This window comes from Pseudomonas silensiensis, from assembly GCF_050434865.1.
Lineage (GTDB): Bacteria > Pseudomonadota > Gammaproteobacteria > Pseudomonadales > Pseudomonadaceae > Aquipseudomonas > Aquipseudomonas fluorescens_W.
The window spans coordinates 82,007-104,227 of sequence record NZ_JBNDJH010000017.1 but is presented as its reverse complement, the minus strand read 5'-3'; the positions used below and the strand labels follow the sequence as shown (position 1 = coordinate 104,227).

The following is a 22,221-nucleotide window of genomic DNA, read 5'->3' as shown; positions in this document are numbered from 1 at the left end:
CCGGCATGGGCCTTGTGCATACTGGCCGGCCCTTTTTAGCCCTTTTCGAGGAATCGCCCATGTTTAAAGTCAACGAGTACTTCGACGGCACCGTCAAGTCGATCGCCTTTGGCACCGCTGAAGGTCCTGCGACCATCGGCGTCATGGCACCGGGCGAATACGAATTCGGCACCAGCCAGCGTGAAATCATGCACGTGGTGTCCGGCGCCCTGACCGTCAAACTGCCGGACAGCAGCGACTGGGAAACCTTCGCCGCCGGCAGCCAGTTCAACGTACCCGCCAACAGCAAGTTCCAGCTGAAAGTGGCCGTCGACACCGCTTACCTGTGCGAATACCGCGGCTAAACCCCTGGGTTTCACAGCGACAAAAAAAATGCCCGCGTCCTTGGACTCGGGCATTTTTTGTTCAAGGGCAGTTATTCAAATTGTCTTATTCCAGAACCGTCACCGGCATACCGACTTCAAGTTGGCCATTGCTGTCGTTGACCAGGTTCTGTCCGAACATCGCGCCGTCTTCCTGAGCGCGGTATTTCTGCAGGGTCGCCAGAGGTTCGCGATCTTCACTGCGCTCACCGGTTTGCGGGTCGATGGTGGTCAGAATGCAACGTGAACACGACTTGACCACGCGGAACTCGACATCGCCAATGCGGATACGCTTCCAGCCATCTTCGGCATACGCCTCGCTGCCCTCGATCACCAGATTCGGCCGAAAGCGCAGCATTTCCAGCGGGCGGCCGACTTTTTGCGACAAGTCTTCCAGTGAGGCCTGGCCGATCAGCAACAACGGAAAGCCATCAGCGAAGGCCACCTGATCGTCATCCTTGCCATAGCCGGCCTGGGTGGTCCGTGCTCGCTCAAGAGGGACTTGCACCAGGCGAGTCGGTTTGCCAATGAATTCGCTGACCCAGGCACCCGACTCATCTCCGGCATCCGGCACACGCAACGTATCGCGCCAGATGGTCACGCCACGCAGTTCCGCGTCGCTGGCAGGCAAGGCGATATCGATCGGTGAGCGGCCCGGCGCACTGAGGGTCAAGCCACCGTCGGCATTCCACAACGCCGACAGCTGACTCATCTGCGCCACCGCACGTTGGGTCAGAAACCGCCCGCTGGCCTCGTCCACCAGCATCCAGCGTCGATCACCGTCCAGGCCCAGCTTGTCGAGGCTGACCTGCTGCAGGGTCTCGCCCTTGCCGGATTTCAACGGATAACGATACAGCGCGCTCAGACGCAACATGGCCAGCTCCCTGGTGGGCAAAAACGCCACCCTATACGAGCTTGATCGCCGAATCAAAGGCTGACTTCAGGCCAGCCTCTTGCACAGTTATCAGGCAGGCACTTCATCGAGCATCAAGCGCTGGCGCACCACATCGATGAGTTTGTCCGGCTGGAATTTGGAGAGGAAGTTGTCGCAGCCGACCTTCTTGACCATCGAGTCGTTGAAGCTGCCGGACAACGAGGTATGCAGAACCACGTAGAGGCCTCGCAGACGCGGGTCGTTGCGGATTTCCGTGGTCAGGCGATAGCCGTCCATTTCCGGCATTTCTGCGTCGGTGAAGACCATCAGCAGTTTGTCGGTCATGTTCACACCGGTATCGGCCCAGGCCTTGAGCATGTTCAGTGCCTTCAAGCCATCGCTGGCGATGTGCATCTTCACGCCCAACTGACCCAGGGTGTCACGCAATTGCGACAGCGCCACGTTCGAGTCGTCCACCAGCAGCACTTCACGGCCACGGGCACGTTCCAGAACCGGATCTTCGAGTTTGTCGCGCGATACCTTGGCGTTGTACGGGACGATTTCCGCCAGGACTTTTTCGACGTCGATGATTTCCACCAACTGGTCGTCGACCTTGCTGATAGCGGTCAAGTAATGCTGACGACCGGCGCTGGCCGGCGGCGGCAGAATGGCTTCCCAGTTCATGTTGACGATACGGTCCACACCACCGACCAGGAACGCCTGTACTGAACGGTTGTACTCGGTAACGATGATCGTACTGGTCGGGCTTGGCACCAGCGGACGCATGCCGATGGCCTGGGACAGGTCGATCACCGGCAGGGTCTGGCCACGCAGATTAACCACACCGCAGACAAATGGATGACGCTGGGGCATCAGGGTCAGCTTCGGCAGTTGCAGCACTTCCTGCACTTTGAACACGTTGATCGCGAACAATTGCCGTCCGGCCAGCCGGAACATGAGAATTTCCAGGCGATTCTCACCCACCAGTTGCGTGCGTTGGTCTACCGTGTCGAGAATGCCGGCCATCAATGACTCCTGGGCTTGTTCTGATGAATTCACTAAAGGGGGTTATCGGCTGTTTTCGCCGGACCTTGACCCTCCTGTAAAATGCCACGACCAAACATTGATGTCACATTAACATCATGCTTTACTGGCCAGGCAATTTCATCTGCCCCATTACCTGCCGCGAGACCTCGTTTCGTTCGGTTGGTTCCCCCGTGTAAGGGATTCCCCTAGTAGCAATCAGGTCCAACCTGATATTCGCAATATCCAATAGCCATTAATGTGACGCCATTCTCATTGCATGAACGGAGTCAGGCTTTTGTGTGCGATCGCAGGTAAGTGGCCATCCACCCTATCGAGCTCCCCAGCCTGCAGCCAGACAGGCCGGCGCGCGATCTCACGACGGCATGGCAATGCGGGGACTCTGATCGTCCCCGTCGACACACACGACATTCCCGCATTTGACATGACGTTGTGGAGATAAACATGCCGAACGATCGTAAAGAATGGGCTCACCGGCTCCCGCAGTTTCTCGTCGAAGCTGAGACACTCCTGGTTAAAACCGAGGAATGCCTGAGTCATTTGCAACTGATCAGCAATGACAAAGATGCCATCGACTGCATGCTGAGCACCCTGCTCAAACTGGCCAACAAGGCTGATGCCCTCGCTCTGGCAGCCGTTTCGGAGTTCTCGTTGCACATCCATGGTTTGCTGAGCCATGCCCAGAATCACATGGATTTACACGACCAGGCCCTGAGTGCGCTCAAAGACTGCCTGACGTTGATCGCCTGGCAACTCGAGCTTATCGATCAGAAGACCGGCCAACTCAGCCTTGATGACAGCGAACAGACATCCCTGATCGAAGCCTTCGCCTTTCAGGTCGGACACAGTCAGTTTCAGCCCCCCGCTAATTCCAAGCCGTTCACACTCGTTTCCTTTGCAGGTCGGCAAGCCTGAACTATCGGGCGCCTATGCTGTGCTGCGAATATTTATTGCCATGATTGCCTCTCTAACTTTAGCGGGCGCATGTCGCAATTGAATATCCCATACCTGCTTACGACAACTCGAAACAAATAAACCCTTCTTGCCAGCCAACTTTTTCCATTATGGAACTGCTGTCCATAAACGCTTATTTCCTGACTCGGCAGACCTATATACCAAACGCGACCAACGGTATCTTAAGTGGTATTATGCCGCCCATTAGTTGACGTCAATTAATGGCAGAGTGACTCCAGACAGAGACCCGTCATCCACGATGCCCGGTCTTCCCGCAGCGAACATCCATTGGCTCCATCCGCTATGTACGCCAGCCTCAAGTCGATCACCCTCAAGCCACCCTCCCGAAAAAACGCGCGCCTGGTCACGCTTGTGTTGTGTACCTGCTCGGCGCTTGGCTGTCTGCTGATTTATAACCTGTCAACGCCGCTGCCGCTGAGTCTGCTGGCACTCAATATTGCGGCATTGACCTGCGTCTGGGTGCAGTACTGTCTTTCGCGCAAGTCGATAAAGTTTGAACCCCAGGAGTTGGCTGACCGGTTGTTGGAGGTTCAGGAAAACGAACGACGCCGGCTCAGTCGGGAACTGCATGACGATATCGGCCAATTGCTGACCGCGGCAAAACTTCAAAGCGACTGGCTCAAACGCCGAATGCCAGAAGAACTTCAGGGCCAGTGTTCGGTGCTCTGCGATACGCTGGAAGAAACCCTGGCCAAAGTGCGAGATGTATCGGCCATTCTCAATCCGAGGCAGCTGACCAGTCTCGGGTTGGAAGCCAGCCTGCGGGCGCATTTACTCAAGACGCTGGCCAACACGCCGGTGCACTGGAGCCTGGAATGCCATCAGCGTTTGGCCGGTATACCGGAAGAAATGACGCTGGCCGCCTTTCGAATCACCCAGGAAGCGGTGACCAATATATTGCGTCATGCCGAAGCGAAAAACCTGTTGGTCCGCCTGCAACGACAGCCTCAGGGCCTGACACTGTTGATCAGTGACGATGGCCTGGGATTCGCGCCAGCGACCGATCCGGGTCGTGAGGGGCAACGTGGAATGGCAGGGATGTCGGAACGGATCAATCAGCTGGGCGGCACACTGAGCGTGACCAGCGAGCCGGGCAAAGGCACTCAAATCGAAGCACTCTTCCCCTGGGCGCCGCGTGCGCTCGAACGGGCCAGTACGAATAAGGTTATGCGTTGACTTGTAACTTACTTCTGGTGGATGACCACTCGCTTATCAGGGCAGGCGTGCGCGCTCTGGTGCTGGATATTCCCGGCTACGCGGTAATCGGTGAGGCCAATGACGGCTCGCAGTTGCTCGAGATGGTCGAGCAGCTGTCCCCGGACATCGTCCTGCTGGATATTTCCATGAAGGAAACCAGTGGCCTTGACGCCTTGCAGCGACTCAAGCGAGTACGCCCGCAGAGCAAAGTGCTGATCCTGTCGATGCACACGGATCCAGCACTGATCATGCAGGCACTGGAATCCGGCGCACATGGCTACCTGCTCAAGGACACCACGGCTACCGAGCTCGAACATGCCCTGGATGCCTTACGCAACAACGAGCGCTACCTGAGCCCGGCCATCGCCCACACGGTCATCAACCAGGCGCTGACCCGAACACAGAAAAACCAGCCGGAACCTGCAGACTCGCACAACCTGACAGCGCGTCAGCTGGAAATCCTTCGGCTGATCGTTCGCGGAAAATCCACCCGGGAAATTGCCAATGGCCTGGGCCTCAGCATCAAGACCGTTGAAACCCACCGCTCGCAGATCATGAAGCGCTTGCAGATCTACGATGTGGCGGGCCTGGTGCTGTTCGCCGTTCGCGAGCAGATCATCAGTCTGGACGATTGATCAATTGCGATGACCCCAGCAGCGGCGAGTTTTCAGGTAAATGCACGCGCAGTGCCGCTGGGCGTGTCGAGAAACGCAAGTTGTCACCTTCCAGAGGTTCGCCATCGAGGTTGATGTAGAGGCCTTCCGAGACCTTGATTTCGACCCATGGCAACCGGACTCGCACAAACATGTTGTCGATGCCGAAGCCATCGGCGAGCAGGGTTTTCAAGGTGCCGACGACTTCCTGCGGCGCAGGCAGAATACTGATGTCCAGCAGACCGTCGTCAGCCAGCGCTTCTGGACACAACACATGTCCACCGCCGGCCTGCCGGCCATTGCCGATGCCCAATGCCAACAGGTCGCCACTCCACTGGAAATCAGGCCCCTGCAACTCGCCATAGGCTGCATGCAACTCACTGAAGCGCGATAAACCGGTGAACAGGTAAGCCGCACCCCCGAGGACTTTTTTCAAGTCCTCCGAGGTGTTTGCCGTGACCTGACTGCCAAAACCGCCCGTGGCCATATTCAGGAACACCTGCCCGCCGACCTCCCCCAGATCAATGGCGCTCGGCGCAACATCGAGAAGTTCCAGCGCCTGCGCGGGCTCCAGAGGCACGCCGGCGGCACGCGCAAAATCATTGGCGGTCCCCAACGGCATCATCACCAGACTGGCCGGCGTCGAATGCGCCGCCATGGCTTCGGCAATATCGCGCAAGGTCCCGTCACCGCCACCGGCGATGATCTGCAGGTAGCCTGCCGCCAGCGCTTCATCCACCAGCCGCTGTGCGTCGCCCGCCTCCCAGGTCACTCGAACGGCCAGCTCCCAACCCTGTTTGCGCTTGTCCGCAACAGCAGAACGAACCGCTTCGTTGAGCGCTTGCTTGCCGTGCAGAATCAACAGCGCCTTGCGTTCGCTCATTAGTTGTCACTCCCATGATTGAATTCCGTATGGGAGATGTTGACCTCACCTCACCCCATAAAAGTCGCAAGAATTTGAATTATTTGAAGTCGAGCGGTATGGCGTCCTACAAGGCGGGACTTTTCTTACAAGATGTAAGGAATCGGCTCAATTGACCGGCCCATGCGATTGGTACACCTTGGCGCCTGCAGTTATCTAACATCAGCAGGAACTACACAGGGACGTGCCATGCAAAGCCAAGAGATCAGGACACCGGTCATTCCGGTCGTACCGTTCGCAGAAAAACGCGCCAAACATCAAGCTGAATTCAAAAACAGCGCAAAGCCCACTGGAGAAGCTGCTTTGGAATCTCGCGTCGTTGAATTGGAGACACACCTCAAATACATCCGACGAGACATGGATGACGTCCGTAGTAACGTCAAATCCATAAAACACAGGCTTGCCTATTCGGCTATCGGAACAGCCGTGGTCATCGGGGTTCTGGCCTGGATCGCCAATAGCCGTTTCGACCAGGTCGTGACACTCCTGGCTCACCAAGGGTAAGCCATGAACGCAAAACCCGGTTCGATCAACCGGGTTTGCGCAGTAAGCCAGCGGCTGGAGTCAGCTCAGGACTTCGCTCAGCGGGATAAAGCTCACGCAGTCACCTTCGATCAGCGTGCGATCCTCCAGCACCTCAACCAGGCCATCCGCCCAGGCAGCGCTACGCAGCACACCCGAACTCTGATTCCTGTAGATAATTGCCCGGCCATTCTCCAGACGTCCGCGCAAGTACTCGCGCCGATTGCCTGCTTTTGGCCATGCAAATCCTGCAGGCACCTGAAACTTCAGGGGCTCAACCTCTTTTACACCCTGTCGGCGCAAGAGATAGGGCCGCGCCAACAAAGCAAAGGTCACCAGCGTTGAAGCCGGATTGCCGGGCAAACCAATCACAGGCACGCCGCGAAAATGCCCGAACGTCAGCGGTTTTCCGGGTTTGATGGCGAGTTTCCACAACGTCAACTCGCCCTCTTCACGCAAGGCAATGCCCAGAAAGTCAGCTTCTCCGACCGAGACACCACCGGTGGAAAGGATCAGATCGACATCCTTCAACTCACCCAGTTGAGTGCGGGTGGTCGCCAAATCATCCGGAAGAATTCCGGCATCGATCACCTCACAGCCCAGGCGCTGCAACCAACTGCACAGCAACACTCGATTGCTGTTGTAGATCTGTCCCGGCCCCAGAGCCTGACCCGGTTCAATCAGTTCATCCCCGGTGGACAGAACAGCAACGCGAACCTTGCGAACCACGTCCAGCTCTGCGCATCCCAGCGATGCAGCCAACCCCTGTTCGATCGACCCGAGGCGCGTACCGGCTGGCAGAATCAATTCACCAACAGTAGCTTCCTGGCCTTGAGGACGAATGTTTTGTCCCGGGGCCATGGTTTCGGTGAAACGTACTCGCTCATCCGCCTGAACCTCGGTGTTTTCCTGCATCTCGACGCAATCTGCACCTGCGGGCACTGGCGCACCGGTGAAGATTCGTGCACAGGTGCCAGGCTTCAAGGGCTCCGGTGCCTGACCGGCAAAAATCTTCTGGCTGACCTCCAGCGGCTCTCCAGTCCAGTCAGCCACGCGCAAGGCATAGCCGTCCATGGCACTGTTGGGCCACGGTGGCAGATCAAGCGTCGAGACCAGATCATCGGCCAGCACCCGGCCCTCAACCTGCGCCAATGGCAAGCGTTCACGCTCACGAATCGGTGACGCTTCGGCCATTGCCAGCAGGCGTGCCAGTGCCACTTCGACAGCCATCAGACTGCCAGTCTTGCCTGGCTTACCCGCGGGATTCACAGGGTGCCGCCTGTTTGAGATGGGCCACGAAATTGCACGGGCGGTGCCGCGAATCCAGCTGCTCGACAAGAATGCCATCCCAACCGGTGCGCACGGCATTGGTCGAACCGGGCAAGCAGCAGACCAGCGTGCCATTTGCCAGGCCGGCCAAGGCACGGGACTGAACAGTAGAGGTGCCAATATCCGCCACCGATATCTGCCTGAACAGCTCACCAAAACCGTCGACTTGTTTGTCCAGCAGGCAACTCACCGCTTCCGGAGTGCTGTCGCGTCCGGTAAAACCGGTGCCGCCAGTGATCAGCACCACCTGCACGACATCGTCGGCAATCCAGTTGGCAACTTGCGCGCGAATTTTGTAGAGATCATCTTTAAGCAGAACCCGGGCCGCCAGGTTATGGCCGGCAGCGCTCAAACCGTCGACGAAGACCTGGCCTGAGGTATCGTTTTCCAGGGTACGGGTATCGCTGACCGTCAGCACCGCGATGTTGAGCGGTGCGAAAGGTACATCAGCCTTGGCTTTCATAGGCTCATCCAGTTGTAGGAGAAACAGCCCGGTGTTATATCACAGCGCCTCATTTTTTCGCCGCCCCCATGGAGACCTGCCATGACCTCGAATACACATCTGCCGCCCTGCTCCATTCTGCTCCTGGCCGGTGGTCGTGGCCAACGCATGGGCGGTCAGGACAAAGGGCTGCTGGAATGGCATGGCGAGCCATTGATTGCCCACTTGCACCGCAAGACCCGTTCGCTGAGCGATGACCTGATCATCTCCTGCAACAGAAACCTGGAAAAGTACGCGCCCTACGCCGACCAGCTGGTTCACGACGATGAAGGCGACTTTCCTGGCCCCCTGGCCGGTATTCGCGCAGGCCTGAAGGCCGCCCGCCATGCGCATCTGCTGGTGCTGCCTTGCGACGTGCCGCGTATCGATGCCCCGCTGCTCAATAGCATGCGTGAAGCCGCCAGCCAGCACCCGGACCAACCGCTGATGCTGCGCCATGATGAACACTGGGAACCCTTGTTGTGCATTATCCCCGTGGCACTCTTGGCCGATTTCGACAGTGCCTGGAACGACGGCGAACGCAGCCCGGGTCGCCTCATGCGCAAACTGGGCGCTACCGCCCTGCAATGCCCCGACAATGACCCGCGCCTGGCCAACCTCAACACACCAGAACTGTTAAGTGCCCACAACTCTGTGTCAGACTGACAGGAGAAGGAACTTGCACGCGCTGAACACGTCTCAAGCTCAGCAACCAAAAGAATTCATATTCGGAGACACACCATGACTCAACGGACCCTCGCCACTTTCATGCTCGCACTGGGCCTCGCTACCCTCGCCGGTTGCGCCTCGCCTACAGTGATCACCTTGAATGACGGTCGAGAAATCCAGGCTGTCGACGCGCCAAAGTTCGATAAGGATTCGGGTTTCTACGAATTCGAACAACTGGATGGCAAGCAGACCCGCATCAACAAGGATCAGGTTCGTACCGTCAAAGAGCTGTAATTTTTACGGTGACAACCGGATATGAAAAAGCCCGCTTTTGCGGGCTTTTTCGTGGCTGAAGATCAGCAGACTCGCTGAACTTCGTGATCACCACTGCAGGGTGATCGTGCTTTCGAATGCTCTTTCCTGGCCGGTGACCGGGTCCACAAACCGTAATCCCTGAGCGAGCAGTTTCAAAGGATTGGCGTAGTCATCCTCAACATCCTTGAGTACCTGTGGATAAAACGGGTCGTTGCAGATGCTGGCGCCCAAGGCTGTCATGTGCACCCGTAGCTGATGCTTCTTGCCCGTCACCGGGTAAAGCGCATAACGCCAGAGATCACCGTTCTTCTCCCTGACTTCGATAGCCGTCTCGGTATTGCTGACGCCCGGACCTTCCTGCATGCGGAAGAAAGGCTCGCCATCGATGAGCCGGCTCTTATGGACCAATGGAAAAGAGCGTTCAGGCAACGCTCGGGCAATGGCCTCGTAGCGCTTTTCTATCTGCCGTGTAGGAAACAACGACTGATAGGCAGATCGGCTCTGAGGGTTGGCGGAAAACAGCACCAGTCCCGCTGTGTGCCGATCAATGCGATGCAAAGGCACCAGATGCGGGTTATCGAGTCGACGAATCAGCCGTCGCAACAGGGTCTGCTCCACGTATTCACCCGCGGGAGTCACTGGCAGAAAATGCGGCTTGTCCGCCACGACCAGATGCTCATCCGCGTACAGAATCGACTCAACCACCGGGATCGGCTTTTCGTCCGGCACCTCACGGAAGTAATGAATCCGCAAGCCTTCCTTGTAAGGCAGATCAAGGGCGATCGGCATGCCGTGACCGTCGAGGACACGACCGCGAGCGATTCTGTCCAGCCATTGTTCACGACCGATGGCACTGAAGTGTTCGCACAGACAATCGAGTACGGTCTGCCACGGACCAGGCGGCAAGTAGAGCGTGCTGGCCTGGTTGTGTGCAGCAGAAAAAGATGAAGTGGACATACGAAAGTTCTAACCCTCAATACAGGGCGGTATTATCCAACAGCGGCCGGAACGAACCTAGTAGAGAATCCTCAAGCCGGTATCTGCGTGCGCGCTGCCGCTTCGGTGAACTCCTTGAGCCAGCGCAGCACATCGACTGCCTCCCAGCGACCAGGGTCATATAGCGCATACAACAAGCCTTGATAGCCCACGACATCCAGCTGCCGGTGATAACCCGCGCGCTGGAACAAGGCTTCGATTTCGGCGAAACAGGTATTGAAATGCAGTTTATTGAAGGGAGTTTTTCCTTCTGTCACCAGACCATCCAGACGTAATTCGAGGACAGCCTCGCGCACCACGTCCGCCGACATCCGGTTCACGCTGTTCTTCAATTGTTCGACATTGACCACGATTCATCCCTCTCACGCCCGGACTGCCTGGCCAAACCCGAAAACCAGGGACGACAAGGCAGGCACCACGAATAACTGTATGCGCATACAGTATCCGATCAGTACCGGTAAAGCCAAGGGGATCCATCGCAAAGTTCGACAGGCGGAACATCGCCACCGCAACAACCGCTTAACGCAGGAACGCCACTACCTGATCGGCACTGAACGGCCAGCCCAGCTCAGCGCCAGTATCGACCCGCCGTAACACCGGAATACGCAGACTGTAAGCTTCGAACCATGTTTCGTCTTCAGCGATGTCCACCAGTTCCACCAGCAGACCGCGCTCGACAAATTCCATCAGCATGGCTTCTGCCACTTCACAGAGATGACACCCAAGGGTGCCGAACAGCTGACATTCAGGAAGCATGAGCGCTCAACCGAAAAAATTAAGTCATCATTCTAGGCCTGCCCCGAAAAGCCGTCGAGCCATTGAATGCTCTACCTTTGCGCCATAACGGCAACGGATCTCGGCAATACGCTGACGCACATCAGTCGTCTTCAATACCCATTGCGCGATGCTCACGGACTATTTGCCTCTACGCTTGAATGGCCAGCGTCCATCACCGGAGTTTTTGTGTTTGCCAATCTGTTGATCATCTTCGCCTCCTCCCTGGTGGTGATTGCGCTGTTCCAGCACCTGCGATTGCCACCGGTGCTGGGCTACTTGTGCGTGGGGCTGATCGTCGGGCCAACGGCATTCAACTGGGTGAATGAAAGCGAAGAACTGCCGGGCCTCGCCGAGCTGGGCGTGGTGTTTCTGCTGTTCTCCCTTGGGCTGGAGTTTTCCCTGTCGAAAATGCTCGCGTTACGCCGAGTGGTGTTTGGGTTGGGCTGTCTGCAGGTGCTGTGCTCCGGGATACTGCTAGGCGGTTTGCTGATGCTGCTCGGCATGCCGATCACGCCTGCGCTGTTACTCGGCGCCGGCTTGTCGCTGTCTTCCACGGCCATTGTCAGTAAAGAGCTGAGCAGTCTCGGCGAGATTTTCAGCAGCCACGGCCAGAATGCCATCGCCGTGTTGCTGTTCCAGGACGTCGTGGCGGTATTGCTGCTGACCCTGGTGCCGGTGTTTGCTGGCAGCAGCGACCAGGCCTGGTATTGGGCGCTGCCACTGACGCTGGGTAAAACCATCGTATTGTTCGTCGGCCTGCTGCTGGCCAGTCGCTGGTTGCTGCCGCGGCTGTTCCATGAAGTGGCGGCTGCCCGCTCCCCGGAACTGTTCGTGCTACTGGCGCTGGTGATTGTTCTGCTGACGGCGTGGTTGACTCACCTGCTCGGACTCTCCCCTGCCCTGGGTGCGTTTCTCGCTGGCATGCTGTTGGGGGAAAGCCACTACCGGCATCAGATCGAGGCCGACATCCGGCCGTTCCGCGACATCCTGCTCGGGCTGTTCTTCGTCAGTATTGGCATGCTGATCGATTTGCAGTTGTTCGCCAGCCACGGCCTGCTGATTCTCGGCCTGACCCTGGGGTTGTTGCTGCTCAAGGGCAGCGTCGTTGCGCTGCTGGTCAAATGGCGTGGCAGCGATGGCGAAACCGCCTGGCGCAGCGGCCTGGCATTGGCTCAGGGCGGCGAGTTCTGCTTTGCGCTGATGGCCCTGATGCAGCAGAACAAACTGATGCCCGCGGATTTGGGCGGCCTGTTGCTGGCGGCGACCTTCTGTTCGATGCTCGTCACGCCGTTGCTGCTGCGCGCCGCGCCCCACATCGCCACACGCCTGCATCGCAAACCCAACGAAGAAGCAAAACTTGAAGAAATCAGCGCGCTCAATGCCGGGTTACACAACCATGTCGTGATTTGTGGCTACGGCCGCGTCGGTCAGTCCATCGGACGCGCACTACGCAACGCGCAGCAACCCTACATCGCACTGGATTCTGATCCGGTGCGTGTCCACGAAGCCGCCCTTGGTGAAACCTGTGTGCATTATGGCGACTCACGTCGTGGTGAACTGCTGGTCGCGGTAGGCCTGCAGCGCGCCAGGCTGTTGGTGATCGCCGTGGATCAGACCGACGTCGCTTTGCTGATCCTCAAGGAAGCGCGGCAACTCAATGCGACCGTACCGATTCTGGTGCGCACACGCGACGACAGCCAATTGGCCGAGTTGAAGGCAGCCGGCGCCAGCGAAGTCGTGCCTGAACTGCTGGAGTCGAGCCTGATGCTCGCCTCCCACGCGCTGATCATGCTGGGATTACCCGCGCATCAGGTACAGGAGCGGGCCGACCAGATTCGGCACGACCGCTATCGTCTGTTGCACGGTTTCTATCCAGGCGCTGACGACGAAGAGACCTAGTCCTGGCTCACAGCACCAATCTTGTGCACCGACAAGTCAGCGCCGTAATACTCTTCTTCCTGACTCAGGCGCAGACCATGGAACACCTTGATCGCGCCATACACGGCAAAGCCACCGGCCAGCGCCACGACCACTCCCAGCGCGGTGCCGATCAACTGACTGATCAGGCTCACGCCGCCCAGTCCACCCAACGCGCTCTGGCCGAAAATGCCGCAGGCGATCCCGCCCCAGACGCCGCACAAGCCATGTAACGGCCAAACCCCCAGCACATCGTCGATGCGCCATTTGACTTGAGCCGCAGTGAAGCACCAGACAAACAATGCGCCGGCGATGACGCCAGTGATCAGCGCGCCCACGGGGTGCATCAGATCGGAACCGGCACAGATCGCCACCAGCCCGGCCAGCGGGCCGTTATGCAGAAAGCCCGGGTCATTGCGCCCGACGATCAGCGCCGCCACAGTACCGCCGACCATAGCCATCAGCGAGTTCACCGCCACCAGTCCGCTGACACCTTGCAGGGTTTGCGCGCTCATCACGTTGAAACCGAACCAGCCAACGATCAGGATCCACGACCCCAGCGCCAAAAAGGGAATGCTCGAGGGCGCGAACGCCACCAGCCTCCCTTCGCGATAACGACCATTGCGCGGCCCGAGCAACAACACCGCCGCCAGAGCCAGCCAACCACCCATGGCATGGACCACCACCGAACCGGCGAAATCATGGAAGCTGGCGCCAAAGTGCTCCAGCAACCAGGCTTGCAGGCCAAAGTTGCCGTTCCAGATCATGCCCTCGAAGAACGGATAGATGAAGGCCACGATCAGTGCCGTCGCGCACAACTGCGGGACAAACCGGGCACGCTCGGCGATGCCGCCGGAAATGATCGCGGGTATCGCCGCAGCAAACGTCAGCAGAAAGAAAAACTTCACCAGCCCATAGCCATGATCAGCATTGATCACCGCCGCCGGTTGCATGAAGGTCACCCCATAGGAAATCCAATAGCCTATAAAGAAGTAGGCCAGGGTCGAAATGGCGAAGTCGCTGAGGATCTTCGACAAGGCATTGACCTGGTTCTTTTGTCGAACCGTGCCGACTTCAAGAAAGGCGAAACCGGCGTGCATCGCCAGCACCATGACCGCGCCGATCAGAATGAACAACGTATTGGAGCTATGGACCAGACTGTCCACAGCGCTTTGCAGATTTTCCATGGGGTTGGCAGACCTGAAGGCTAAAAAAGCACCAAAGCAGTTCGCGCAGACAATTCATGCACCAAGTTGCGACTTGCCGGGATCAGCAGATTGATCCCGATGAGCCACTTTGGCGCACAAGGTTGGAACCTTTGCGCGAGTTTTCATTATTTGAGATAAGGTTTTGCTCGAATCCTGCCCGGCAACAGCGCAACGGCGCAGGCAGACGCACCACGACGTAGCAAAAGTTGTACCAGTCATTTGTACTGAACCTTCGCGCAAGGCTCATACTCGAACGTTTCAGAAGCCACTTACGGAGATCCACCCATGGCCAGCATCAAGGCAAAGACTGCTCAAGAAATCCTGATGAATGATTTTCAGACTCTGGTCAACGACACCGAACGGTTGCTGGAACACACCGCAACGCTGGCCGGCGATCAGGCTGATGAGTTGCGCGAGCAAATCCACGACAGCCTGCTGCGTGCGCGCGAAACCTTGAAGTTGACCGAAGACACCCTGCGCGAACGCAGCAAGGCTGCCGTTACCGCCACCGAAGACTATGTCCAGGCCAACCCGTGGCAATCGGTCGGGATCGCGGCTGGCGTGGGTTTCCTGCTTGGCTTGCTGGCCACTCGGCGCTGATATGGCGATCGGCGAATCCGGCTCGTCCGCGACGGGCCCAAGCTCCTCACCGCGGCGCCTGGGTGCCGCTTTTCTTGGACTGCTGCACAGCCATGTCGAACTGTTCGGCATCGAATTGCAGGAACAAAAAGCCCGCACCGTAAGCCTGTTGCTATTCGCAGGCCTGGCGCTGGTTTTTGCCTTGCTGTTGCTGGTGGGGTTGTCGACGCTGGTGTTGATCCTGTTTTGGGACACCTATCGCCTGGCGGCCATCATCGGGCTCTGTGTTTTCTACACACTGGCGGCCATTTTCTGTGCGATGCGCTTGAGAGCGGCGATTTTCGATGAATCCTCGCCCTTCCACGGCACACTGGAAGAATTGGCCAACGATCGGGAGCGTCTGCTGCCATGAGCCTGCCTGAACTGCCTCACAACAGCTCGCGCACCGAAATGCGCAAAGCGCTGATTCGCCTGCGCATGGAAATGCATCGTCAGGAAATCCGCCACGAATCCGCGCAACTGCTGCAACCCTTGCAGCGCGTGCGCGGGATGACGCGAAACCTGCAAGATGGCTTCGGCATCAAGCACGCTCCACTCTGGGGCGTGGCAGCCGTCACCTTGCTGGGCTTTCTGACAGGTAAGGGCGCCAAGGGCGGTGGCGTCAGCAGCCTCACTCGACTGGTTCGTCTGGGCGCCACGCTGGGGCCATTGATCAAGCTGATGATGCAAGGCTCTTCGCGTAACCCCTAAGGCCATTATCTGGCTGCATGCTTGCGACATCGGGATTGAACCTCTTTATCGAGGGGTTCCATCCTGCGCGCCTGCTTCACCGCCGACTGCTGCTCATCGATATCGACGCCGCCGGGCTGTAGTTCCGCTTGCAGGTCCGGACGCGAACCCGGAAGCTAGGCATTCATCAGTCACCTGACGGAGTGAACCAGCCTTGGATTGGCAAACCCTGCTTACCCGCGAGCGCCTCGGAAAGCCTCTGCACAGCCCGGAAGAACTCGGCCGTAGCCCTTTCCACAAAGACCACGACCGGATCATTTTCTCGGGCGCGTTTCGCCGCCTCGGGCGTAAGACCCAAGTCCATCCGGTCACCAGCAACGATCATATCCACACGCGCCTGACCCACTCGCTGGAAGTCAGCTGCGTCGGCCGTTCGCTGGGCATGCGCGTTGGCGAAACCATCCGCAGCGCCCTGCCTGATTGGTGCGAGCCCAGCGACCTGGGCATGGTGGTGCAATCGGCTTGCCTGGCCCATGACATCGGCAATCCGCCCTTCGGCCATTCCGGCGAAGACGCGATTCGCCACTGGTTCCAGCAAGCCGCCGGCCGTGGCTGGCTGGATGCAATGAGCGAAGTCGAACGCCATGACTTCCTCAATTTCGAAGGCAATGCCCAAGGCTTCCGGGTACTCACCCAGCTGGAATATCACCAGTTCGACGGCGGCACCCGGCTGACCTACGCCACGCTGGGTACTTATCTGAAGTATCCATGGACGGCAAAACACGCAGACTCACTGGGCTACAAGAAACACAAGTTCGGCTGCTATCAGAGCGAATTGCCGCTTCTGGAACAAATCGCCCATAAACTCGGCCTGCCGCAACTCGAGGAACAGCGTTGGGCGCGCCATCCGCTGGTGTATCTGATGGAGGCTGCCGATGACATCTGTTACGCGCTGATCGATCTGGAAGACGGTCTGGAAATGGAGTTGCTGGAATACGCCGAAGTCGAGTCCCTGTTGCTGGACCTTGTGGGTGACGATCTGCCGGAAACCTATCGCCAGCTGGGTCCACTGGATTCGCGCCGGCGCAAACTGGCGATCCTGCGAGGCAAAGCCATTGAACACCTGACCAACGCCGCAGCACGGGCCTTTGTCGAGCAACAGGACGCGTTGCTGGCCGGCACGCTGCCCGGTGATCTGGTGGAGCACATGCACGGCCCTGCCAAGCGATGCGTACTGAATGCCAAGGACATGGCGCGCAAGAAAATCTTCCAGGACAAGCGCAAGACCCTGCATGAAATCGGCGCCTACACCACGCTGGAAATCCTGCTCAACGCCTTCTGCGGCGCGGCACTGGAACAACATAACGGTCGAACGCCGTCCTTCAAGAGTCGCCGAGTCCTCGACCTGTTGGGCAACAATGCGCCCAATCCTAATGGCCCATTGCACGCCTCGTTTCTACGGATGATTGATTTCATCGCCGGCATGACCGACAGCTACGCCAGCGAAATGGCGCTGGAGATGACCGGTCGTTCGAGCCACTGATGAGACCTGGGTGATCAGCCATTACGCCGCCTGTAATGGTTGATTTGCCTCTCAAACGCCAGGTGCACTCAACGTTCGCCGAATTCCCCTACAACATGCGCTGAGCTAACTGATCGATTATTCGGTAACCTCGCGAAATAATCTCGCTTCCTTCAGCTCGACAGAAGAAGCGTGAATACTCCTATGTTCAAAGACGATCTACGCATCTTGCTGGTGGAAGATCATCCCTTCCAACTGCGGGCAACTCAATATCTGCTTGAGAGTTACGGTTTCACCCAACTGACCACTACCGACAGTGCCAATGGCGCCTTGCAACAAATGCTCAAGGCTGCGCAACCCTTTGATATTCTTTTGTGCGATCAATGTCTGCCCGACCTCTGCGGGCTTGATCTGGTCGAATTCGCCAGCCACCGGGGGATGATCAGACAGGCCATACTGTTAAGTAGCCTGACATCCGCCGAACTGGACGAACTTGAAAAAAAGGCCAACGAACACGGACTGCCATTGTTGGGGTACTTGATAAAACCGCTGAAACAATCCGAATTCAGAAACCTGCTAACCTTGGCCTCATTGTAAAAAAATGCATATCAAACACATTAAAAACCCAACCCAAACACCACTCAAAACTTACAATTAAACACTTCCGATCTTTCGACTAACCATCAACAACCTTCACCCTTCTTCATAAAAAACCTAGTTGATACGTAGTCCCATTCTTCTTCAGCTGTAGGATTGTTCCTATATTGCCGCTGCAGGTCCGTGAGCTCATGCGTCGCCTCAATTATCTGAGCTAAGGTGCGCGCTTTATTAGTGCTCGCATGGGATTTGATTATGAACTCCGTTTTTATTGTCGACGATCACCCGGTTATCCGCCTTGCCGTCAGAATGTTGCTTGAACATGAAGGTTACAAAGTCGTCGGCGAAACTGATAATGGGGTCGATGCCATGCAGATGGTTCGCGAATGCATGCCTGATCTGGTCATTCTCGACATCAGCATTCCCAAACTGGATGGGCTGGAAGTTCTCGCCCGTTTCAACGCAATGAGTACCCGTCTGAAAACATTGGTGTTAACAGCACAGTGCCCGACACTTTTCGGTATTCGCTGCATGCAATCCGGCGCATCGGGATATGTGTGTAAACAGGAAGAGCTGAGTGAACTGGTCAGCGCTATAAAGGCCGTATTGTCAGGTTACAACTATTTCCCAAGTCAGGCCTTGAATCCTGTTCGCTGTGATGACGCGCGATTCGCCGACCTGGAACTGTTCAAGTCAGTCAATGACCGGGAACTGATGGTATTGCAACTCTTTGCCCAAGGCCGCACCAACAAGGAAATTGCCAAAGGCATGTTTCTGAGCAACAAGACGGTCAGCACTTATAAAAAACGCCTCATGCAGAAACTCAAAGCCAAATCCCTGGTTGAACTCATCGATATGGCAAAACGTAACGCGTTAGTGTGAGAAACAGGATGCCCAGTCGCATAAAGGATTATCTGACACTCATGGCCGCAGGTTTATGCCTGACCGCCTCGGTGGCCGCTGCGCAGACCGTCAGCGAGAACTACACCCTGATGAGTCGCTCAATGGCCGGACACCAGGAAGTCCAACTGGATAACGCACAACGACAATGGATTGAGAATAAACGGGAACTGATCCTCGGCACGTCAGCCCCGGACTACCCGCCCTTCGACCTGACCATCAGTGGTCACGACTACGAAGGTTTTACCGCCGATTACGCGGGCATCCTTGGCAAAACAACCGGTTTGCCCATCAAGGTTCTGAGATTTTCGTCCCGGGAGGCCGCTATAGAGGCCCTCGAAAACGGCGAGATCGATTTGCTGGGGACCGCCAATGGATTCGAAGCTCACAACGCTGACATCGTACTTTCCACCCCCTACGCCGTGGACCAGCCGGTTCTGGTGACCCGCGAAGGTGAAACCAGATCCTTGACCGATGGCCTGGCCGGTCTGCGCCTGAGCATGGTGTATCACTATTTGCCGCAGGAGGAGGTCAAGGCAATGTATCCGAGGGCGATCATCACGTCCTTTCCGTCTTACCAGAATGCGATCAATGCCGTTGCCTTCGACCAGGCTGACGTTTTTCTGGGTGACACCATTTCCACCCATTACATGATCAACAAGGGGTATCTGAACAACATCCGCATGGCCAACTTCGGCAAACACGAAGCGCACGGTTTCAGCTTTGCCGTGCACAAGGACAACCCGCAACTGCTCGGCATCATCAACGCAATACTGATGGCCATCCCCAGCAGTGAACGGGACAACATCGCCAAACGCTGGAGTGCCGGCAGTGACATGCTGCTCACCGATCAAAAACTGCAACTCACCCACAATGAAGAACGCTGGCTGGCGCAACACCCGGTCGTGCGTGTGGTGGTCAATGAGGCTTTTGCGCCGCTGACGTTTTTCGACAGTGATGGCAACTTTCGTGGGGTTAGCGCCGACTTGCTCGAGCTGATCAGATTGCGCACCGGTTTGCGCTTCGACGTCCGTCGCAGCCGCAGTGATGACGAGATGATCGAGCAGATCAGGGACAATAAGGCCGACTTGATCGCCGCCCTGCTCCCCAGCACCCAACGTGAATCGACGCTGAACTTCACCCGCCCCTACCTGCAAAACTCTTTTGTCCTGTTGACTCGCAAAGCCGCCGACAGTCCGACAAGCCTTGCGCAGTTACAGGACAAACGCCTGGCAATCGCCCAAGGCAATCCCCTGGTGGACTACCTGCGCAGCGAGTTCCCGCGGATCAGGCTGATTGAAACCCCGGACACGTTCAGCGCCGTGGAGTTGCTGGCCGAGGGCAAGGCAGAAGGTGCGGTGAATTCACTGGTGATTGCCAACTACTTCATCTCATCGCAGCTCTTCGAGCACACCCTTCAAATCAGTACCACCATTGGCACCCGGCAAGCCGCGTTCTCCCTGGCCACCGGCCGAGATGCCAAAGAACTGAACGCCATCCTCAACAAGGCACTGCTGAGTATTGCTCCGGAAGAACTGGGCATCATCAACAGCCGTTGGCGCGGCTATTCGGCGTCCTCGCAAAGTACCTGGCGCAACTATCACCGACTGTTCTACCAAATCGTTATCGGTGCCGGGGTGCTGCTGCTGATTTCCGTTGCCTGGAACGCTTACATGCGTCGCCAGATAAAGCAGCGTCAGGCCGCCGAGCGTGCATTGAACGATCAACTCGAATTCATGCGATCACTGGTCAACGGCACGCCTCATCCCATCTATGTCCGCGATCGTCAGGGGCTGCTGCAAAGCTGCAACGACAGTTACCTGCAAGCCTTCTGTGCGAGACGTGAAGACGTCATCGGCAAAGGCGTCATACAAGGCAACCTGAGCAACGCGTTCGAAGCCCGGGAGTATCAGGCCGATTACCAGCGCGTCGTGGCCGAGGGCAAACCGCTGATTCTCGATCGTGCGCTGCACATCGGCGGCCGCAGACTGACGATTTACCACTGGATTCTTCCCTACCGTGATTCGAGCGGTGAAGTGCAAGGCATCATCGGCGGCTGGATCGACATCAGCGAACGGCGGCAACTGTTCGATGATCTGCGCTATGCCAAAGAGCGCGCCGATGAAGCCAACCGTGCCAAAACCACGTTTCTGGCGACCATGAGCCATGAGATCCGCACCCCGATGAATGCGGTCATCGGCATGCTCGAACTCACGCTGAAACGCATCGATCATGAGCACCCGGATCGCCCCGCCATCGATGTGGCGTACAACTCGGCGAAGGACCTGCTGGAGCTGATCGGGGACATTCTCGACATCGCACGGATTGAATCCGGACAGCTGAGCCTGAGTCCGGAACGGGTCAATCCAAGTGAAATCGTGGCCTCGGTGGTGCGGGTCTTCGATGGACTGGCACACCAGAAAAATCTCCAGCTGCTGGTGGAGTTCCGCCCTTCAAAGCCGCAGTTTGATGTCCTGTTGGACCCGATGCGCTTCAAGCAGGTCTTGTCCAATCTGGTCAGCAATGCCATCAAGTTCACGGAGCAAGGCCACGTCAGGATCATCGTCGACCTGCACCCAACCGCCGAACCTGAGCGGGTCCGGATGCTGTTGCAAGTTCACGACAGTGGCATAGGGATCAGTGAACAGGATCAGCGGCGGTTGTTCGAACCTTTCGCTCAGGCCGATCACTCCGGGCAGTCAGCCAGAGGTGGTGCGGGGCTTGGGCTGGTGATCAGCCGCAGCCTGTGCGAAATGATGGGCGGCAGCCTGCTATTGAACAGCCAGTCGGGTACCGGAACTCAAGTCGAGGTGTCGTTGCACCTGGCGACACTGCCGCTCGTAGAGATGCCGGAGGCTGCTGAAGCGCAAATCCGCACCACGACGACCCCGCTGAATGTTCTGGTGGTCGACGATCACCCCGCCAATCGCTTGCTCATGTGCCAGCAACTGGCGTTTCTGGGCCACCTGTTCAGCGTCGCACCGGATGGCCAGGCGGGATTTCAGGCATGGGAAGCCGAGCCGTTCGATCTGGTGATTGTCGATTGCAACATGCCGATCATGAATGGCTACGAACTGGCCCGCGCCATTCGCCGACATGAACAAAAAACGCACCGCCCGCCCTGTACCGTGCTGGGTTTTACCGCCAACGCACAACCCGAAGAAATACAACGCTGCAAACAAGCCGGGATGGACGACTGCCTGTTCAAGCCCCTTACCCTGACAGCCTTGAGTCAGTGGTTTGAAGGCATCAGGCCAACCGCCCGCGAACCCGCGTTCAGCCTGCAAGGATTGCGTCTTTTGACCGGCGGAGATCCGGTATTGGACCAGCGACTGTTGACCGAACTGTTGAACAGCAACCGTCTGGACCGACAAGAACTGCTGGCGCTGTCCCCCTCCAGAGAACCTCAGCCATTTCTCGACGTCGCCCACAAAATCAAGGGCGCCGCCCGAATCGTCCAGGCCTCCCGGGTGATCGACAGCTGCGAGGCGCTGGAAAAGGCCTGCCACGAAGTGTTTCATCACGACGAAGTGGCCGATTGCAGCAAGGCTATAGAGCGCGCCATGCTCGAATTGGAGCAAGCATTGCAGCAACAGATCGGCCAAAACGGCAAAAGCAGAATGACAGAGCCTTAACTATGCTTGGACGCTGAG

Annotated in this window: 24 protein-coding genes; 15 read left to right on the top strand and 9 right to left on the bottom strand. The window is 57.4% G+C overall.

Annotated elements, in window-relative coordinates:
- The first annotated feature begins 59 nt into the window (after positions 1–59).
- Positions 60–344 carry a pyrimidine/purine nucleoside phosphorylase gene (gene ppnP / locus QF010_RS22895; protein ID WP_007940055.1) on the top strand — a complete coding sequence of 95 codons (285 nt, stop codon included), beginning with the start codon at positions 60–62 and terminating at the stop codon, positions 342–344.
- Positions 345–429: 85 nt separating this feature from the next.
- Here ppnP and QF010_RS22890 read toward each other — a convergent pair whose 3' ends face one another.
- Together QF010_RS22890 and QF010_RS22885 are read right to left on the bottom strand one after the other, a co-directional pair.
- Complete coding sequence (locus tag QF010_RS22890; RefSeq protein ID WP_429533991.1) at positions 430–1,236, bottom strand: MOSC domain-containing protein; 807 nt, start codon at positions 1,234–1,236, stop codon at positions 430–432.
- 90 nt (positions 1,237–1,326) lie between these two features.
- Positions 1,327–2,262: a chemotaxis protein CheV gene (locus QF010_RS22885; protein ID WP_033059163.1), complete on the bottom strand. Its 936-nt coding sequence runs from the start codon at positions 2,260–2,262 to the stop codon at positions 1,327–1,329.
- Positions 2,263–2,724: 462 nt separating this feature from the next.
- Between QF010_RS22885 and QF010_RS22880 the strand changes: the two genes are divergently transcribed.
- The 3 genes from QF010_RS22880 (at position 2,725) to QF010_RS22870 (ending at position 5,087) form a co-directional block, all read left to right on the top strand.
- Positions 2,725–3,195 (top strand): hypothetical protein, encoded by a 471-nt coding sequence (locus tag QF010_RS22880; RefSeq protein ID WP_429510768.1) that lies wholly within the window; start codon positions 2,725–2,727, stop codon positions 3,193–3,195.
- A 342-nt stretch (positions 3,196–3,537) separates the two neighbouring features.
- Positions 3,538–4,431, top strand: coding sequence for a sensor histidine kinase (locus QF010_RS22875; protein ID WP_429513093.1), 894 nt, complete (start codon positions 3,538–3,540; stop codon positions 4,429–4,431).
- Entirely contained in the window at positions 4,428–5,087 is a 660-nt protein-coding gene (locus QF010_RS22870; protein WP_033059158.1) for a response regulator, read from the top strand. Before QF010_RS22875 ends, QF010_RS22870 begins: the two co-directional genes overlap by 4 nt.
- Here the strand turns inward: QF010_RS22870 and yegS are convergent.
- Positions 5,071–5,988, bottom strand: a complete 918-nt coding sequence (yegS, locus tag QF010_RS22865; protein WP_429533990.1) for a lipid kinase YegS — start codon at positions 5,986–5,988, stop codon at positions 5,071–5,073. The genes QF010_RS22870 and yegS overlap by 17 nt on opposite strands.
- A gap of 228 nt (positions 5,989–6,216) precedes the next feature.
- Here yegS and QF010_RS22860 point away from each other — a divergent pair, with 228 nt between their 5' ends.
- Positions 6,217–6,531, top strand: coding sequence for a hypothetical protein (locus QF010_RS22860; RefSeq protein WP_033059154.1), 315 nt, complete (start codon positions 6,217–6,219; stop codon positions 6,529–6,531).
- 60 nt (positions 6,532–6,591) lie between these two features.
- On the opposite strand, the gene QF010_RS22855 is transcribed toward QF010_RS22860, so the two are convergent.
- Positions 6,592–7,818: a molybdopterin molybdotransferase MoeA gene (locus QF010_RS22855; RefSeq protein ID WP_429533989.1), complete on the bottom strand. Its 1,227-nt coding sequence runs from the start codon at positions 7,816–7,818 to the stop codon at positions 6,592–6,594.
- Entirely contained in the window at positions 7,802–8,341 is a 540-nt protein-coding gene (gene moaB, locus QF010_RS22850) for a molybdenum cofactor biosynthesis protein B (protein WP_429510772.1), read from the bottom strand. The genes QF010_RS22855 and moaB overlap by 17 nt, the downstream gene beginning before the upstream one ends.
- Positions 8,342–8,422: 81 nt before the next feature.
- On the opposite strand from moaB, the gene mobA reads away from it, so the two are divergent.
- Positions 8,423–9,025 carry a molybdenum cofactor guanylyltransferase MobA gene (mobA, locus tag QF010_RS22845; protein ID WP_033059148.1) on the top strand — a complete coding sequence of 201 codons (603 nt, stop codon included), beginning with the start codon at positions 8,423–8,425 and terminating at the stop codon, positions 9,023–9,025.
- A 75-nt stretch (positions 9,026–9,100) separates the two neighbouring features.
- Positions 9,101–9,322: a YgdI/YgdR family lipoprotein gene (locus QF010_RS22840; protein ID WP_033059146.1), complete on the top strand. Its 222-nt coding sequence runs from the start codon at positions 9,101–9,103 to the stop codon at positions 9,320–9,322.
- Positions 9,323–9,409: 87 nt separating this feature from the next.
- On the opposite strand, the gene QF010_RS22835 is transcribed toward QF010_RS22840, so the two are convergent.
- The 3 genes from QF010_RS22835 to QF010_RS22825 form a co-directional block, all read right to left on the bottom strand.
- On the bottom strand, positions 9,410–10,300 hold the full coding sequence (locus tag QF010_RS22835; RefSeq protein ID WP_033059144.1) for a pseudouridine synthase: 891 nt from the start codon (positions 10,298–10,300) through the stop codon (positions 9,410–9,412).
- Between the two features lie 71 nt (positions 10,301–10,371).
- Positions 10,372–10,689, bottom strand: coding sequence for a hypothetical protein (locus QF010_RS22830; protein ID WP_008145883.1), 318 nt, complete (start codon positions 10,687–10,689; stop codon positions 10,372–10,374).
- 169 nt (positions 10,690–10,858) lie between these two features.
- The gene (locus QF010_RS22825; protein WP_033059141.1) at positions 10,859–11,095 is read right to left on the bottom strand and encodes a glutaredoxin family protein; all 237 of its coding nucleotides are present in this window, start codon (positions 11,093–11,095) and stop codon (positions 10,859–10,861) included.
- Between the two features lie 207 nt (positions 11,096–11,302).
- On the opposite strand from QF010_RS22825, the gene QF010_RS22820 reads away from it, so the two are divergent.
- Entirely contained in the window at positions 11,303–13,015 is a 1,713-nt protein-coding gene (locus QF010_RS22820; protein WP_429534024.1) for a cation:proton antiporter, read from the top strand.
- On the opposite strand, the gene QF010_RS22815 is transcribed toward QF010_RS22820, so the two are convergent.
- On the bottom strand, positions 13,012–14,220 hold the full coding sequence (locus QF010_RS22815; protein WP_033059138.1) for an ammonium transporter: 1,209 nt from the start codon (positions 14,218–14,220) through the stop codon (positions 13,012–13,014). The genes QF010_RS22820 and QF010_RS22815 overlap by 4 nt on opposite strands.
- A 306-nt stretch (positions 14,221–14,526) precedes the next feature.
- Between QF010_RS22815 and QF010_RS22810 the strand changes: the two genes are divergently transcribed.
- The 7 genes from QF010_RS22810 (at position 14,527) to QF010_RS22780 (ending at position 22,203) form a co-directional block, all read left to right on the top strand.
- Positions 14,527–14,841 carry an ElaB/YgaM/YqjD family protein gene (locus QF010_RS22810; RefSeq protein ID WP_033059137.1) on the top strand — a complete coding sequence of 105 codons (315 nt, stop codon included), beginning with the start codon at positions 14,527–14,529 and terminating at the stop codon, positions 14,839–14,841.
- Position 14,842: 1 nt separating this feature from the next.
- Positions 14,843–15,232 (top strand): phage holin family protein, encoded by a 390-nt coding sequence (locus QF010_RS22805; protein ID WP_008145878.1) that lies wholly within the window; start codon positions 14,843–14,845, stop codon positions 15,230–15,232.
- Positions 15,229–15,570: a hypothetical protein gene (locus QF010_RS22800; RefSeq protein WP_033059135.1), complete on the top strand. Its 342-nt coding sequence runs from the start codon at positions 15,229–15,231 to the stop codon at positions 15,568–15,570. Before QF010_RS22805 ends, QF010_RS22800 begins: the two co-directional genes overlap by 4 nt.
- A 193-nt stretch (positions 15,571–15,763) precedes the next feature.
- Positions 15,764–17,092 carry a deoxyguanosinetriphosphate triphosphohydrolase gene (locus tag QF010_RS22795; protein ID WP_429533988.1) on the top strand — a complete coding sequence of 443 codons (1,329 nt, stop codon included), beginning with the start codon at positions 15,764–15,766 and terminating at the stop codon, positions 17,090–17,092.
- A 183-nt stretch (positions 17,093–17,275) separates the two neighbouring features.
- Positions 17,276–17,668 carry a response regulator gene (locus tag QF010_RS22790; protein WP_033059132.1) on the top strand — a complete coding sequence of 131 codons (393 nt, stop codon included), beginning with the start codon at positions 17,276–17,278 and terminating at the stop codon, positions 17,666–17,668.
- Between the two features lie 255 nt (positions 17,669–17,923).
- Complete coding sequence (locus tag QF010_RS22785) at positions 17,924–18,550, top strand: response regulator transcription factor (protein WP_033059130.1); 627 nt, start codon at positions 17,924–17,926, stop codon at positions 18,548–18,550.
- An 8-nt stretch (positions 18,551–18,558) separates the two neighbouring features.
- Positions 18,559–22,203, top strand: a complete 3,645-nt coding sequence (locus tag QF010_RS22780; RefSeq protein ID WP_429533987.1) for a transporter substrate-binding domain-containing protein — start codon at positions 18,559–18,561, stop codon at positions 22,201–22,203.
- Positions 22,204–22,221 lie beyond the last annotated feature (18 nt).